The sequence below is a fragment of the Nitrosococcus halophilus Nc 4 genome, from assembly GCF_000024725.1.
In the GTDB taxonomy this organism is placed as follows: Bacteria; Pseudomonadota; Gammaproteobacteria; order Nitrosococcales; family Nitrosococcaceae; genus Nitrosococcus; species Nitrosococcus halophilus.
In genome coordinates this window covers 3,139,619-3,155,654 of the sequence record NC_013960.1, presented here as the reverse complement: position 1 = coordinate 3,155,654, position 16,036 = coordinate 3,139,619, and the positions used below count along the sequence as shown (strand labels likewise).

The following is a 16,036-nucleotide window of genomic DNA, read 5'->3' as shown; positions in this document are numbered from 1 at the left end:
GACCTAACTACCACCCCCTGTCATCTTCCTATTTCAATCTCTCACCAAGACGCCTTGCAATATGATCATGCAAAGCCTGTGTGATTCGTTGATAAGCCCTATCCCCCTCTCCCTCCTGGGCCAGCGCCCGGGGATCGAGCGGTTCACTGAAAGAGATAGTAATAGAGGTGCGCAGCCGGGGGAGCCGTTTTCCCACGGGAAGCGCCTCATGGGAACCTTGAATAACCACGGGCACCACGGGAACCGAGAAATGTTCTAGCAGCAGGCCAATGCCAGGTTTAAAGGGCTGAAGTTTACCATCGACTGAGCGTCCGCCTTCAGGAAACCAAACCAGGTTCTTCTGCCCCTTGAGCACTGCCGCCCCCAGGGCTAAACTTGAAAGCACTCCTTTTTCAGGATCAATGGGGATAGCGCCAGCGAATCGACTACCCAGGCGCTGGAAAGGAGTTCTAAAAGCCGCTCCAGCCCATCCCCCCCAGTAAGTTCGGTGGAGACGGTGGGAACCTAAGGCGGCAGCCAACAAAAAGGGATCAAGATAACTGCAATGGTTGGGGATGATGACAAATTGGCTTTGCCCCGAAACCTGCTCTAGACCGTTCACTTGAAGACGGAATAAGCTGCGCATGAATAGCCGGTTTAACCCAAAGAGGATTCTAGACACCTGAGAACCGACCGGTCCCAAAGGTCGGAGCCAGCGGCGTTGACTCTCACTGAGCGCCTCTTCTGGATGCTCTAAAAACGCCTCGGGAGCCGTCGCTGGGGTGGTGGCTTCCGAGGCCTCCGCCACCTCTTGCAGGAGATCGCGAACCGTCTCGATCCGGCCAATGGCCTCCTCGCCTAACTCAATCCCAGTACGTTCACGGATTTCGAAAGACAAATTGAGCCATTCCAAAGAATCGACTCCCAGCTCCAAGCCAGGACTGGTCTCCGGGGTTAAATGGCGATGGCCGTAACGTTCCGCCAACCATTCCCATACCCGCCGCGACGCTGGATTTTCCAACAGCGCCTGATCCTGGTCTGACATTTCCTCTAGTGGCAGCGGCCCGGCTGTCTTCACCTCTGGAGCCTGACCCGCCTCTCTTGCCTTGTCAAAATATTGGGCAAGCAGATGCCGCCGTATTTTGCCCAAACGAGTCCGGGGCAATGGGTCCCGGCTCAGGACATAATCAGAAAGATGCTGATAACTGGGAAGTTGTTTCGAGACCTGGGCCAAGGCCTTTCGAATGGCTTGATCCCTATCGCTTATCCCCTGGCGGCGTATCTCGCTGAGTTCTGGAACAATCACCGCCACCAGCCGCCCTTCCCGTTGTAGCACCCCCATCTCTCGAATCAGGGGATTAGCTTGATAGGACTCTTCCACTTCCTCAGGCTGAATATTTTCTCCACCTTCTGTTACCAGAAGGGTAGAGACCCGGCCAAGGAGATAAAGGTAACCTGCCTCATCAAAATACCCCAAATCCCCTGTCCGAAACCAACCCTCGACAAAAGCTTCCTGGGTTTTCTCAGGAAGATGATGATAGCCAGCAAATACCCCTGGCCCACGGGCCAAAATTTCTCCTACTGGATAAGTGCTGCCTTTTTCATTGCCTGGCACCCGCTGTCCTTCTCCAGGGGCAGCTGAAGTATCGATCCGGATCTCCACTCCCGGAATGGGTTTCCCGACACTATCGGGCTTCCTGGTGCCCAGTGGATTTAAAGTCAACAGGGGCGAAGTTTCCGTCAACCCATAACCGATGGCGATTTGCCAACCGAGTCCTTGGAGTTTCCAGGCAAGCTCCGGGTTAAGGGCTGCGCCCCCTGAGGCCATCTTCCGGAGTTGAGGGGCCAATTGTCGATGGAGGGGTCGCAGCAACCCTCTACCCAAATTCCACGAGAAACGTCGTTGCAACCCAACCAAACAACGGATTATGGCTTTGAAAAGCTGCCCCAAAATAACCCCCCGAGCAGCCAACTGGGACTCAATTCCCGAATACAGCGCACTATAGAGACGAGGCACTCCCACCACAAAAGTCACCTGGCCTTGGCGCAAGGCACGAATAATCTGGGGGCCCGTAAGGGATTGGGGGAGCACCAGTGTCAGCCCCAAGGCCAATGGCGCCAGCATGCCCACGACAAAAGGATAAACATGATGCAACGGCAGGGGAAGTAGTACCCGTTCCTTCTCTGCAACTAAGTCTGCGGCACGCAGGGTATTGAGTTGAAAAACCAAATTCTCATGGCTAAGGGGAACGCCTTTGGGAGCACCGGTGGTTCCCGAAGTATAAAATAAGGCCGCAGTTTCGGAGGGAGAAACCGAAGGAAATTCACCGCCGCTTTTAGTCGAGATGGCTTGCCAACTACGGGGGTCCTTAGGCTCCGCATCTAGCAAAATAGGGCGGATTTCCCGGTCTAGCTTAAGTTGCGCTACCCGCTCAAAACGCTCGGCGGTGGTAAAAAGAACACCCGCTCCACAATCTTGCAAAACGAATTCAAGTACCCGGGAACCAAACTGGGCATCCAAGGGAACAATCATCGCCCCAGTCTTGATCACCGCCAGGCAAGCCAGAATAGTTTCAGGGCGACTTTCCGCCAAAAGCGCCACCGCCTCTCCAGGGCCGATCCCCACTTGCTTGAGACCGCGGGCTAAAAATTCAACTTGATGGGCGAGGGAGGCATAGGACCAAGCCTGTTCTCCTTCCTTGGTTAAGGCCAGTAACGCCTGCTTTTCCTCAGAAGATGAAAGGTCATCAACAAATTGAACCAAGGTAGATAATTCACTTGAATAGGCTTGGGATCTTTGCAACATGGGGATAGCTCGAGGGTATGTTATAGGCCCTCCTTTCTCCTTATAATTCACCTAAAATAAGCATAGGCCAATTTAGCCTTTGCTGCTTGTTCTCTTGGCTTGATCTGATGGCGTTGCTTTCAGCTAACCGACTTCCACCCGGTTAGACCCATGTTGCTTGGCGTTATAAAGGGCCTGACCTACGCGGCGCAGTAAACGATCAATGGTGACCGTATTTTCATCATAGGCGGCAACCCCAATACTCACGGTGAAACTGATTAAGGTATTGCCAATAATCACCGGGACTTGGGAAAGCACATGGCGTATCCGATGGGCAATAATGAGCGCCTCTTCCGTACCCGTCTCCGGCAAAAACATCATAAACTTCTCATCGCTGCAGCGGGCTATCACATCACTGGAGCGGACAATCTCTAGACCAGCCTGGGCTAGGGCCTGCAATACCCGCTCAGCCGCCGAAAAACCATAAATCTCCTTTATTTCCTTAAGGTTATCTATCTCGAGCAATAGCAACGAGAAAGTGGTGCTTCCACGCTTTGCTTGAACCAAGGTTATCTCGGCTTGCTGGAGCAAATACCGGCAATTAAATGCCTGAGACCAAAGCTCCTTAATGGCTAACCGTCGCCCCCCATGCTCCCTATTTCCCGCAAAAATTAGCCTAAAAAAAACAAGAATAAGCAAAGGCACCACCAGAGCCACCACCACCGCCGTAATCAGGAGAATTTCGACCTCTATCGCCCGCTTCAGCAATAAAAAGCCCAATGCTGTCAGCATAACCGAACCGAGGATAGCCAAACTGGTTAATCCCACGATAAGCCGAACAACGCCGGGCGCTCTAGGTATCGTGTGCATAATATTTGCTTCCCACCAGATAAAGCTGCATCACCTCCCGCTTAGTCCAAGGCAATCCCCAAAAGGACTCGATAATCTTCAGTAAAATCAATACGGTGTATTTTATCGGCAATAGCTTGATAACGTCCTTCAAGATATAGGCGTACTGCGGGAATCTGAGCCTTAGGACGAGTGAGTCGCCAATCCAAGTTACCGCTAGTCGTGTAGGTGCGTTTCAAGCTTGCCCTATTCCAGTCTTGTTTCACTGCCACTCGGAATTGCCCCTCGAAACGTTCTGGAAGGAATACAGCACGGCTATCGACCCCTATTGATAATTGTTCGTTAGCACCATTATCAGCATCGCGGCGCTGATAATGGAGAATAGGCGCTAAGCTCAGGCCGTTGCTAAGCAGTTTGAGGCGAACCTCTGCGGCAGTGACAGCCAAGTAATCAGGCTCTGCCGCCATGGTTTCAAGCTCATCCCAATTCAGACGTTGGCTGAGGTTCCAGTTCCAGTCCTGGTAGGAAAAATTAGCCTTAAACTCAGCCTTGGAAGATAGCCGCTCCCCCCCCTCAGCGCGCTCTCTAGAGAACTTCATACCAAGACTAGACAGGCCTAGCCACAAGGGCAACTCAAAGTGATGAAACTGATATTGCCCCTTTAGTTGAATACGATGAATTTGCTGCGGCGCTCGAAAAGAAGAGCTCCCACGGTTATGGGCCTCTTGGATCGCCGAAGTATCAAGTACTAGTCCCTGCCAATCCAAGTGGGTGAACCCTTTCCACAGGGACACTCCCTGATCTCCAGCAGGTTCGGCGGGGCTTCCAAAAAAATCCCCCACCCGGTTATGCATCACCCCCATATTCCAATTCAAGGGGGTTCCAAAAAAGGAGCTGGTCTGCAAGGGCTGATAGCTCAATTGCAGTTTGTAAGCACTATCGTCTTGGATGGGTACAACTGCGAAAGGATCCCTATGATAGCGAGTCCATCCATACTTGCCATATAAGCGTAGCTGGTCCGAAAACAGCTTGGCATCTGCCTCTAAATTCCAGGCATAGTCGCGACCTAGCGCTAACTCAGGCGTTGTGGCCCGCCTCCACTGATCCGGCAGATAAAGGGTTGAGGTTGCCTTGCGCTCTTCTGTAAGTAGAAAGCGCCAAAATTTACCTCCCTCCTTTTCCCCGACCTCAGGACTCAGCAAGGGAAGCCTGTCCATCGCTTTACCGGCGGTCTCTATAGCGGTTAAATTCCCCAAGTGACTACTTCCAGCCTGGGCTATTGCCAATGGTAGGAAAACGGCCAGTACAAATATATTGACTAATCCAGTATAGGATTGGTACTGCCTCATGAATTATAATAGAAAGCTAACCAGACTGTATCCTCCACCGGATCGGTCCACGCAACCCGGTGTTGGCAACGGGCCGGAATATGGACATAATCTCCAGCGCGCAATATGCGCGGCTCCTGTTCCCCGGCAAACAACAGTCCAGCGCTGCCACAAAGGACAATCACCCATTCATGTTGCTCCTGATCAAGCCATTTCCCCACTGGCGTTGAATGTCCCCGCGAGACAATACGCTCTAGCCGAAAGCTATTCCCCTGCAGCAACAGGGTGTACAGTTCTTCTGGGAGCGTATTGGGAATAGCGCTATTAATATTACGAATTTCCATAGAACGAACGCTGTTCTCACTCAAATATGTCTACGTATTTATAAATAACCCATTTTAGATGGCATTACTCCCTTTTTTATCCCAATTTGCATCTAATACTGCTACATTTAATCAGGCTATTTCCTCAAGCCAAATATCTCTTTATCACCGCAGTAACTTTTTCACGGTCACTATAGAAGGTTATGTATACACACTATTTTGGGCTTAAGGATCATCCATTTCGATTAGTGCCGGATCCCCATTATTTCTTCCCAGCCCCTTTTCACAAGTTAGTCAGCAAACGTCTACTTGAAGGCCTTATTAGCACTCTCCGTATGGCGGTAATCTCCGGCCCTCCCGGAGTCGGAAAGACACTTCTGTTGACTCGCTTTATGGAGCAGCTCGGAAAAACTTATCCGGTTATCTTTATTAGCAATCCCAAGCTGCCCCTTGAAGAGCTTCTAGCCTTTATACAGAATCAATTTGATATCATTGCTAAAGACCCCTCTGTTAATGGCAGACTCTCGGCCCTAGAGGCCTTTGGACAGGATATTTCTCAAACAGGAAAGCGGTTAATCATCCTGGTGGATGAAGCAGACAGCCTTTCCCAAGAAGCGGTGCAAGCCCTTTTTAAGCTAACCAATCCTGCGGAAACTATAATCCCGCCCTTCTTCATTGTATTAGCCGTTCGGAATAATGCCTCCGAACACCTGAGTTTATTGCTCAAAAATCAAGATGTAGTAAAAGGGTATTCCCTCCTCCCTCTGCTTGCGGATCAAATCAGTCCCTATATTGACCTTCGCCTGCGCCAAGCCGGTTATGCTAATAAGAGTCCCTTTAGCCCAGAAGCGATAGCCCGCCTAGCAGAGATCTCCCACGGCATTCCCCGGCTTATTAACCGTCTCTGCGATGCAGCCCTTCTAGAGGCCAGCCTCATTGATAAAAAACTCATTTCTCCCCAGATAATCGACGAGGTCGCCCAGGGGCTGTGGCTAGCCCTAGGTAATGAGAATCCCTCCGGCAATCCGCCCTTGGCCAAAGGAATTGAAGCGGCTTTCTCACCCAAAACAGAAAAGCCCCTACCCCACAACCACCAGGCGACTGCAACGCCTCCCACCTCCACAGAGCCAAGGGAAGAGGACACCCCAGCTCAGGATGAGAGTCGACTCCCTCCCATCACCCCTTTACCCAAGGATGATTTGGCAGAGGGGACATCAACGCCGAAAAATATTACTCAACCCCACCAGGACGTTACCTCCTCCCGACAGGACCTGCGTATCAGTGGAAAAAAAACACAAATGGCCATCGCTTTGGGAGCCACAGCCGTCCTCATAATCGCTAGCTTTTACCTGTTGATATTGGCTCCAGGCAGAACTTCTCTTCCCTCAGCCGCTGAATTCACTGAGCTGTTTAAAGGCACTACTAATAAAGCAGAAAACCTGGCTGAGGAAAAAGCTGAAGAATCTCTTGGGGAAATTGAAATCGCTGCGAATCAAATACTCCCTCCCTCACTGGAGAAAAACGGAGATGAAACCGCGCTAGCAGTCAATGCTGGCAGCGAAGAAGGTGAGGCCAGTATCCATCAAGAAATTCAAGAGACTATGGCCTCTTATTCTGAACCCCAGGCGGATTCTACACAAACTCCACCTCCCCTAGACACCAGCGTGCTACCGGCGCCAATAGCACAACCACCCGCCGCCACCTCCCAGCTTGACCGGGAAAAGGACGAAACCTCTTCAGAAGGGGAAACCGAGCCCCTTCTACAGCAAAAGGAACAGCAACAAGATCAAAATACCCCAATGCCTGAGGCCAACCCCAAAAAAAACCCTGTTCAGCCATCACAAACACAGCGAATCGCTCTACTCCTAAAGCAGGCTAAACAGCAAGAGGCTGATTTCAAGCTTACGACCCCAGAAGGCGACAACGCTTACGAAACCTATACTAAAATATTAAAAATGGTACCCAATCACTCGGAGGTTGCCAAAGGCCTTCAGCGGATTCGCGATTATTATGTTAATTGGGGTCTGAAGGCCGAAAATCAAAAGCAATTGGATCTGGCCACTGTTTATTATAAACGGGCCTTGAGCATCTTTCCTGATGATTTTGCCCTGCGTACCGCTCTACAACGGGTTCAAGCACGGCAGGAGGCAAATCAACCTTAGTGGGCTCAACAAGGAGAAGATATCAACCATGTCACTGCCAAAGAGGATCAGCAGACGAAGGCTGTTGCAGGCCGGGTTGGGGACCACACTCGGCCTTATTTGGGGAAATCTAGAAGCCCGAGTAGTAACCAATTCCCCTTGTTAGAGGAGAATTCCCAAAGCGGCGAGCCAGGGACAAAACAATGCCATTTTGACATGGCTCTCCAACGAGCTAAATTTTAACCCTGGGTTTTATGCTTTTCCATCGCTTCATGCCAACGGTCTTCATCCGCATGCAAATAAATCGCCGTGGTCTCAAGCTTAGCGTGGCGCGCACTTTTGTTCAGGTAACGGAGTTCAATCCCAGCGTCAGCTTGGTGGGTAATCGCTGTATGTCGCAGCCAGTGGGTCGACGCCTTACGGAGCTTATGGGCTTGATGGAACTGAGAAGCCTCAAGGGTATCTGCTGCTTTTTTCATTACCGCCTTTACAATTCGGTAGACCATGTTAGCGCTGATGCCGCGGCTGCCTTTCAGACTCAAAATTAAGGGCGTTTCTTCCCCTGGCGTAGGCAAGGGGGGCAACCCGTAAAAAGTCCGATAGCGGGCCAACGCTCCAAGCATTTCCTGATTGACAGGGATCCGAGCGGTTTTTCTCCCCTTACCCGTGACTTGCCACCACCATTTGCCTCTTACCTCGATAAAACTGCCCATGGAATGGGAGACGACCTCGTTTACCCGAGGGCCAAGCAAGTACAACAGGGTTAAAAGATAGCGCACCCGCTCATACTCAGCCTGCTGCCGAGCAGTATCCCTCGGCATCCCTTCCACAAATGAAAGCACATGGTGCCACAGGGCAGGGTCGAGAAACCGATCGACTGCTTCCGGTTTAACGCTGGAACCCTCCCGGCGCCGGCGCAACGCTAAAGGATTGCCAGCCAAATAGCCGGCATCCACCAGATAGGTGAACAGGGAATTGATGATGGTGAGTGCCTGGCGGCAGCTATGTTCACTAAGCGGTCCTTGGAAGGGACGCCAATGGGGACTTCTTCGTGGCGCCCGCGGACCACACCAACGCTCCCGCGGGGCAGGATCGGCCAGGAATGCCTCAAAGGCAACCAAATCCTCACGGGTAAGGCTGGAAAGGGGCTTTCCCCGTTCCAACAAGCTCCAAAGCAACAAACGCTCCACTTCCTTGCGGTAATTACGCCATGTATGGGGAGAGTGCTCAAATTCAGCAAGCCAGGTCTGCACCGCCTCCAAATCAGTTTTGGCATCGATTTGAAGGAGGGCACTCCCCCGGTTACGACCCCAACGGCCATCAAGATCAGCCGGTAGAGGCAATCGTTCCAAAGGTACCGGCGAGCCGATAATCTTTTCAATGGTTTCCACTGGGCCTCCTTCTTCTCCCAGGAAAAACGGTACTTAGGCTTAAAATACCCGCTCCCATCCTGAGTAATCTCATTTTGCACCTGGGACAAATCATTTCCATCTGAATCATATTATGAATAGCACCAGGATAGATAAGCATGAACAAGGGTAAAGGCAGGCGACACTGGCCAACAGTGCGGCACCCCTTTCTCTACTCCCTCATTGCCTTAGCGTTGCTACTCGTGGTGCGGCCGCTGCTAAATTTGCAGGGGTTGGAAGCCATCCTGATGACTTTCTTCCTGTCCCTCGTTTTGGTGGGGGGTATCTACTCGGTGATCGGCAACCGGCGACTGCTTGCCATCGCCCTGATTCTAGGGATGCCGGCGCTGGCCATACAGTGGGGAGAACTGTTAGTAGAAAATAGAACGGCAACCTTGATTGGCGATACCTTTACCCTAGGATTTGTGGCGTTCAATACCAGCACAGTGCTGGGATATATTATGCACCGCCGCCAAGTCACCATTGAAGATATCTATGGCGGCCTCTGCGGTTATCTATTGCTTGGAGTTGCCTGGGCCTTCATGTTCGTGCTGCTAGAGCAACTGCAGCCCGGCTCTTTTGCATTGCCCGGCGAGGCCCCCCACAACCACCAAGATTTAATCACATGGCTAGTGTACTACTGTGGGTTACGGGGACATTTGGCCAGTAACCGAAGCAGCCCGCTCCCTATCAGCGTTGGAGGCAGTAACGGGCCAGGTCTACTTGACCGTATTGATTGCACGTTTAGTGGGTTTGCATATATCCAAAGATCACCACTGAGCAAGCGGGGGGTCCACGGTCCCCCCACTTTTAAATTCAAGTAGCTACTTCTGAAGAGAAAAACAGCGATCCAATCTCTCTTTCATACTTCCTTCACGTAATCGGAAGAAGAGGTATACCGCCGACTGATAATAAAGAGTGCGGTATACCTAATAATCACAAATATGAAGATTCCTACCACCAAAGAAATAGTAAAAACAATAGGATAAGGAACATCAGCAAGTATTTCTAAAAGAGTTTCTAGCGTCGAGGAACGGGAGGTAACATAGGAAGGATCATACTTTCGTATGATTTCTCCCTCCTGAAGTGCCAACTCATCGAGCCTTTTGCTTAGCTGTTCTACCCTTTCAGCATCGGCTCCAGGATCCACCTTTGCCTGAAGGAATTGGAGGTAGGTATTACGGAAGCTGCCTCGGATATCGTTGAGTAGAGATCTATCGATGGAATTAATCTGGCCATATATGGAGACCGAAGACTTCGACTGTGAAGATAACCAAACGCCGGTAAACGTTACTATACCCATGATAGCGATTAGAGCGGGGATAACCAGCAGCCATGTTTTCATTATAGTGCTAAGCTGGGCGTCACTGACTCGCTTCTTCTTTCTGTCCATTAATTACCTTCTTTACATGCCTATCAGTGTTTGATTTTTCCAGGGTCCACTCCCCCCCCTTAGGGACGGGAAATAGAACCCCCGCTAGGCCGGTTTCCCTTGCCTTTCACGCCAAAAAGCATCACAGGCCGAGCGAACTTTTTCCAGCCCGGCTAGCCATTGGCGGGTTTCCTCTGCCTTATTGTCGCTCGGCCTAGCCACCGTTGCAATCGTGCAACTCTAAATCTAAGGACTACCAACCCCCTATCGCCTTTCAGTGCTAGCATATCTAAAGGGACTCCGTTCTTTAAACAACCCTGTCTTTGCTCCCTTTGGCACCTCACAGCTTGCCTCCTGCTACCATTTCGCTACTCTCTGAGATTAGAGGACAAAAAGCTTAAGAGGAAGCTGAAAATGAGCAAATCACGCATCAAAGTCATTCAGGGAGATATCACAGATATGGAGGTGGATGCCATTGTCAATGCCGCCAATCAAACCCTTTTAGGGGGCGGTGGCGTGGATGGGGCGATCCATCGGGCCGCCGGACCAGAACTCAAAGAGGAATGCCGGAACCTAGGGGGCTGCAAGACGGGAGAAGCTAAACTCACCCACGGATACCAACTACCGGCAAGATACGTCATTCATACGGTCGGCCCTATTTGGAAGGGAGGCCAACACAACGAAGAGCAACTTCTGGCCCAATGTTACCGAAATAGCCTAAAGATTGCGCTAGAAAAGGGGATTTCAACCCTTGCCTTTCCCTCTATTAGCACCGGCGCCTATGGCTTCCCCCTCGAGCGGGCCTGCCAAATCGCCCTTCGGGAGGTGAAGACATTTCTTGACCAACATACCGAGATTAAGCAAGTCTACTTCGTCTGTTTCTCCGAAAATGACTTTAAGCAATATCAGGAGGCATTTCAAACAATGCCAACATAGGGATATACTGACACAATATCGATTTATTATTTAATAAATGCATGTAAGCTATTAATGAATAATAGATATGCAAGCCAACCGTCACCCCCCTAATGGCCTTGCCCTCTTTGGAGCACGCCTAGTGCTTCAACGCCTTGAAGCACTTACCAAGGAAATCGAAGGCACTCGGGAGGCAAAAGACATCGAGTACCTGCATCGCATGCGAGTGGCCTCGCGCCGCCTACGAGCAGCCTTGTCCCTCTTCAAACGACACTGCTTTCCCAAGGCCAAAGTCAAAGCATGGCGCAAAGAGATCCGCAACATTACCAAGGCGCTTGGCGATGCACGGGACCGAGATGTCCAAATTGACTTTCTTGAGCGGTGGGAAAACGAACATCAAGAGCAAAAATATCAGCCAGGCATTGAACGTTTGCTACTGCGCCTGCGCCAGGATCGTAAACGGCTGCAGGCACCTTTGTTGCAGGCAATCAATCATTTTGAGAATAGCGGAGTAATCAGCGATATCCAGAAAACACTCCGCAAAATGCTTGCCCATACTCATCTCCGGAAAGTTGAGGAATGGACACCAGAAGTTTTTAACCACGCCTTTGTACATATCAACCAGCGGTTAGAAGAAATTCTAATTTACGAACCTTTTGTGGACAATCCGGAATGCCACCAAGAACATCACTTGATGCGTATCAGCGCCAAGCGCTTACGTTATACCCTAGAAATTTTTGATCCCGTTTTTAATAACGACCTAAAACCCTATATTAAACAAATCAAACAGATTCAATCAGCCCTTGGCGAGATTCATGACTGTGATGTATGGGTCGAGTTCATTCCTCAATTTATCGAAGAAGAACGCCTGCGCACATTGGAGTACTATGGACATGACCGCGTTCTCCAACAACTCCTGCCAGGTTTGGAATTCCTAAAAGAGGAACGTTTTAAAACACGACAAAAATTACACCAGTCTTTTGTTAAAAATTGGCATCAAATACTAGAGGCACACTTATTTGAAGAAATCTATGAAACGGTGTGCAAGACAGCGCCGTAAATTTCATGACAACAACATTCCCAAACAACTTCAGCCCTTATTTAAATTATTGAGTAACAATGGCATCGGGCAATCTATTGCCGCAGAGAAAGCACGCAACAACTCAGCCTCTAAAACAGAAACATTATTGTTCGCCGTAATACAAGCGGCACATGCCTTCAAAATATGAGGTTTCAACAATGGCTTAAGTAGCGCTAATTGGTCAATAGCATTATCAAGCTCATTCAAATTTATTCTTGATTTTTCTAATAATTTTATATTGAGATTCGCTAACTGTTTTTTTCCTGCATTAAAGGCCTTTTCCGCATCATCATAGTTTTTATGCTCAGCATGAACTAACAAAGATAACAAAACCTCAATTTCATCTTTTAACTGCGATAATTTGGAATATTTCCCCGTAATGGAAAACATTGAATGTTTGATAAATTCAGGATCTAAATAATGGAAGACAATTTTTTGCAGGACCCACTGAAAAATACTGATTTTATTGTCGGCTTTAATCAATACAACAAGATTTTTTTTGAACAATTGATATTGTTCCGGCGATAATTGCCGCATTGAGGCAATGCTCACCTCAATCAGGGGTAACCGAAACTGACTACCCAAAGTATCAACGATAGGTAATAATCCCGTTGTTAGCCCATGAACCCCTTTATCCCCTTGCTCTTTTAAATGCTCTAGCTGCAATTGCCGAACCGCAGAATCTTTATTCATGACAAAAGCATAAATTAAAGCTCTGGCGCCATAGGGTTCCCGCACCGCTTCAATAAGTTCATGGGGGACTTGCTCAATAAGGGCATGAGCATACTCCAAATGCTGCTGTCGAGGGCGACCGATGTGATTCATGGCAACAACAATATCTGCCACCGCCGGAGAAGCTGCCGCCCGAGAAGGGAAAACTGTCGGTTCTACAGCCTCCGAAGACTGCATTTCATTGGCTTGGAGATTAACTTCCAAGAATTCCCCATTCCAATGGGGTTGGATACGGCGGATCCGATCTTCTAAGGGGGGATGGGTAGCCAATAATGAAGCCAGCATGGAACGAACCCCATTGGCAAAAAAAGCATGACTTACCTCTGGTGCCGAAGGGTTTTCTAAAATAGAACCGTTAGCCCCTCCGCCAATCTTTTTCAATGCATCAGCTATACCCTCCGGATTGCGGGTGAACTGCACTGCAGAAGCATCGGCAAGATATTCCCGCTGGCGACTCACTGAGGCTTTAATTAGACCCCCAAAAAACGAACCGATAGAGCCAACCGCCATGAACCCCAGCCCTAATAACATGGTGGCGCCAGCACTATCATTTCGCCTTCCTCTGGAGAAACGCATAGAACGTAATAAATGGCGACCTATGATACCGATCACCAATATGCCATGGAGCAAACCCATTAATCGAATATTAAGACGGATATCGTCATTAAGAATGTGACTAAATTCATGGGCAACCACCCCCTGCAACTGATCGCGGTTGAAATGCCGAATGCAGCCTTCAGTGACCCCAATCACCGCATCCCCTGGGGAGAAACCCGCAGCAAAAGCATTAAGGCTGGATTCTGGTAAGACATAAACAGGAGGCACCGGTACGCCAGAAGCAATTGCCATTTCTTCAACAATATTGAGCACCTTACGCTCTAGAGGGGCGTCAGTATTTTGGCTAATCAAGCGCCCACCTAGCATTTCCGCAACTGCTTTGCCGCCGGATGAAAGGGCCATGATTTTATAGAAACTCGCCGCAGCGACAACGGCTGTGACGGCCAAGCCAATGGCAAAAAACATTTTCCAGTCGAAGGTGCGCAGAAATGCTTCCCAAAAGGCCGATGACAGAATATCCGCAGAATTGCCACCGCTTGCTAACGCCCTATCCACATAACGTCCGGTCACCAAATCATTGCCAAAATAACCTGAAAAGGCCCCCATAAACATCATGACGATGAGGTTGGTTATCAAGATCAATGCAATAACCGCAACCACAAAAAGCACGACAAGACGAGTAGTGCTTTGCCGGGCATCATTTTGTGCTTGAAAAAAATTCATAAGAGCCCCATTCCGTTGAAATATTTTTATTGAAATGAAATTTTCGGAACGGCTTGAATAGCTTGACTATCTTCAAATTGTAACAGGGACGAATCCTGCCTGTGACCAAATATGCCGGCAAACATATTTTGCGGAAAGGATTGCTTATAAGTATTATAGTTCATAACAGCATCGTTAAATGCTTGTCTTGCAAAAGAAACTCTATTTTCTGTGCTGGTCAATTCTTCACTCAGCTGCATCATATTCTGGTTAGCTTTAAGATCGGGATAATCTTCCACCACAATATTAAGCCTACCGAGAGCACTGGTGAGGGATTGTTCTGCATTGGATAATTGCTTAATGGCTTCTCCATTGCCTGGATCAGAAGCGGCTTGTTTTAAACCTGTCATCGCCTGGTTTCTGGCCGCAATGACGTCCTCTAGGGTCTTTCGCTCATGTTGCAAATACCCCTTGGCTGTTTCCACGAGATTAGGTATTAAATCATAGCGGCGTTTAAGCTGGACTTCGATTTGCGAAAATGCATTTTTATAGCGGTTTTTAAGAACCACCAACTGATTATAGATGGCAATGATATATAAAATCATCGCCGCAATAGCCACTAAGGTAACAATAATTGGAATACTCATGAAACGCCCTTATTATTCACAGTAAATTAGAAATCAAGTTCCAGGTGTTGCGCTATCTTTTGTTTACGTTTCTGACCCAGTAACGCTCCGCCGGCTAATGCAAAAACACTACCAATAATTAACATCAACCCAGGCCCGAAATAATTCATCCACCCCTCATTAATAATGGCCTCATAGGGGTTATTCGCAGAATATAATACTTCAACTTTTTCTCCTCGGCGGTAAGCGGGATGGCTGGAGCCAATATCATGCTCAAAAGTAATTGATTGAGATTGGTTAGGGGGTAAATATTCTACAACAGGATAATAGGTGGTGGTGGTTTTTCCATCTGAGGTGGAGGTTTTGCTGTTAAAGGACACCACTGTACCCTGGGTCGTTAGGGCAGTTTGTAAAAAATCAATGCGCTTAACTCCCAGATAAACCCCACCTGAGATAACCCCTATCCCAATCATGACCAATATAACCAGCACCCAAGCCGGTACCGAGTTGTGCCGTTGAACATGGCGCCTGAACGCACCGGGGTCAGTGATAATGTAATCCTTTTTATGGTGGGCGCCGGTAGTACCATTTTTTTTAATTTTATCTATAGCGGCTTTAATATCCTCCATGGAGTAAATATTATGGCGCTGCAATTTTGCTAGCAGTTTAACGGCTAATAGGGCGATGATAGCTACCGAAATCCCAATAGACAGTATGCTAACCTGAAAAACATAAATGAAGGCGGCCATCGCCGCAGCCCCCATGAAGATGAATACGCCGCCTAAAATTTGGCTTATTGGGCTATCAAGCCGTGCCCGGCTGGGATCATGACGATAAACAAGAATGGGCACTGCATCACCGATAGAATGCCTCACATGACTTGAGGAAACGCTAGCAGTGAATTGATGTTGCTGACCTGAAGCTTGGTACTGTACTACAGGGGCATAGGTCTCCCTCGCTCCAGAATTTCGGGTACGGGAGCGTTTAACCGCATAGCCTACAATTTGTCCGGTAGAGCGGAGGGCCGACTGTTTAAATTTATTGAAATCCCAAATGACTAGCCCGCCCAACACAACAAATACAGCACCCACAATAAAGAAAACGATTTTCACTGCTAAGCCTCATGGTCTGGTTATCCACTCTTCTGCTATATCGGCCAGATCCGCTATAAATATAAAGGCTTAAATAAAGTATTCCTCCACTCAAAGCCTTACCTCCCGGGGGCCGGCAAGGAAT

General features: G+C 49.0%; 13 protein-coding genes. 4 read left to right on the top strand and 9 right to left on the bottom strand.

Annotation, left to right across the window (positions count from 1 at the left end; translation table 11 throughout):
- Positions 1–28: 28 nt before the first annotated feature.
- The 4 genes from NHAL_RS14940 to NHAL_RS14925 all read right to left on the bottom strand — a co-directional run bounded on the left by NHAL_RS14940 (position 29) and on the right by NHAL_RS14925 (position 5,285).
- Positions 29–2,785, bottom strand: coding sequence for an AMP-binding protein (locus tag NHAL_RS14940; RefSeq protein WP_013033983.1), 2,757 nt, complete (start codon positions 2,783–2,785; stop codon positions 29–31).
- Positions 2,786–2,908: 123 nt separating this feature from the next.
- Positions 2,909–3,634, bottom strand: coding sequence for a GGDEF domain-containing protein (locus tag NHAL_RS14935; RefSeq protein WP_013033982.1), 726 nt, complete (start codon positions 3,632–3,634; stop codon positions 2,909–2,911).
- A 41-nt stretch (positions 3,635–3,675) separates the two neighbouring features.
- Positions 3,676–4,869 carry a hypothetical protein gene (locus NHAL_RS14930; protein ID WP_238985367.1) on the bottom strand — a complete coding sequence of 398 codons (1,194 nt, stop codon included), beginning with the start codon at positions 4,867–4,869 and terminating at the stop codon, positions 3,676–3,678.
- Between the two features lie 89 nt (positions 4,870–4,958).
- Positions 4,959–5,285: a cupin domain-containing protein gene (locus NHAL_RS14925; protein ID WP_013033980.1), complete on the bottom strand. Its 327-nt coding sequence runs from the start codon at positions 5,283–5,285 to the stop codon at positions 4,959–4,961.
- A gap of 182 nt (positions 5,286–5,467) precedes the next feature.
- On the opposite strand from NHAL_RS14925, the gene NHAL_RS14920 reads away from it, so the two are divergent.
- The gene (locus tag NHAL_RS14920; RefSeq protein WP_013033979.1) at positions 5,468–7,426 is read left to right on the top strand and encodes an AAA family ATPase; all 1,959 of its coding nucleotides are present in this window, start codon (positions 5,468–5,470) and stop codon (positions 7,424–7,426) included.
- 218 nt (positions 7,427–7,644) lie between these two features.
- Here the strand turns inward: NHAL_RS14920 and NHAL_RS14915 are convergent, their stop codons facing one another.
- Positions 7,645–8,796 carry a tyrosine-type recombinase/integrase gene (locus NHAL_RS14915; protein ID WP_013033978.1) on the bottom strand — a complete coding sequence of 384 codons (1,152 nt, stop codon included), beginning with the start codon at positions 8,794–8,796 and terminating at the stop codon, positions 7,645–7,647.
- Between the two features lie 137 nt (positions 8,797–8,933).
- Here NHAL_RS14915 and NHAL_RS22590 point away from each other — a divergent pair, with 137 nt between their 5' ends.
- Entirely contained in the window at positions 8,934–9,638 is a 705-nt protein-coding gene (locus tag NHAL_RS22590; protein ID WP_013033977.1) for a hypothetical protein, read from the top strand.
- Between the two features lie 38 nt (positions 9,639–9,676).
- Here NHAL_RS22590 and NHAL_RS14905 read toward each other — a convergent pair whose 3' ends face one another.
- Complete coding sequence (locus NHAL_RS14905; protein WP_013033976.1) at positions 9,677–10,207, bottom strand: hypothetical protein; 531 nt, start codon at positions 10,205–10,207, stop codon at positions 9,677–9,679.
- A gap of 393 nt (positions 10,208–10,600) precedes the next feature.
- On the opposite strand from NHAL_RS14905, the gene NHAL_RS14900 reads away from it, so the two are divergent.
- The gene (locus tag NHAL_RS14900; RefSeq protein ID WP_013033975.1) at positions 10,601–11,122 is read left to right on the top strand and encodes an O-acetyl-ADP-ribose deacetylase; all 522 of its coding nucleotides are present in this window, start codon (positions 10,601–10,603) and stop codon (positions 11,120–11,122) included.
- Between the two features lie 67 nt (positions 11,123–11,189).
- Positions 11,190–12,161 (top strand): CHAD domain-containing protein, encoded by a 972-nt coding sequence (locus NHAL_RS14895; RefSeq protein ID WP_013033974.1) that lies wholly within the window; start codon positions 11,190–11,192, stop codon positions 12,159–12,161.
- Between the two features lie 30 nt (positions 12,162–12,191).
- Here the strand turns inward: NHAL_RS14895 and NHAL_RS14890 are convergent, their stop codons facing one another.
- The 3 genes from NHAL_RS14890 to NHAL_RS14880 are packed head-to-tail and all read right to left on the bottom strand — an operon-like array spanning position 12,192 to position 15,912.
- Positions 12,192–14,195: a M48 family metallopeptidase gene (locus NHAL_RS14890; RefSeq protein ID WP_013033973.1), complete on the bottom strand. Its 2,004-nt coding sequence runs from the start codon at positions 14,193–14,195 to the stop codon at positions 12,192–12,194.
- A 26-nt stretch (positions 14,196–14,221) separates the two neighbouring features.
- Positions 14,222–14,821 carry a LemA family protein gene (locus NHAL_RS14885; RefSeq protein WP_013033972.1) on the bottom strand — a complete coding sequence of 200 codons (600 nt, stop codon included), beginning with the start codon at positions 14,819–14,821 and terminating at the stop codon, positions 14,222–14,224.
- 26 nt (positions 14,822–14,847) lie between these two features.
- Complete coding sequence (locus NHAL_RS14880; protein ID WP_013033971.1) at positions 14,848–15,912, bottom strand: DUF3592 domain-containing protein; 1,065 nt, start codon at positions 15,910–15,912, stop codon at positions 14,848–14,850.
- Positions 15,913–16,036 lie beyond the last annotated feature (124 nt).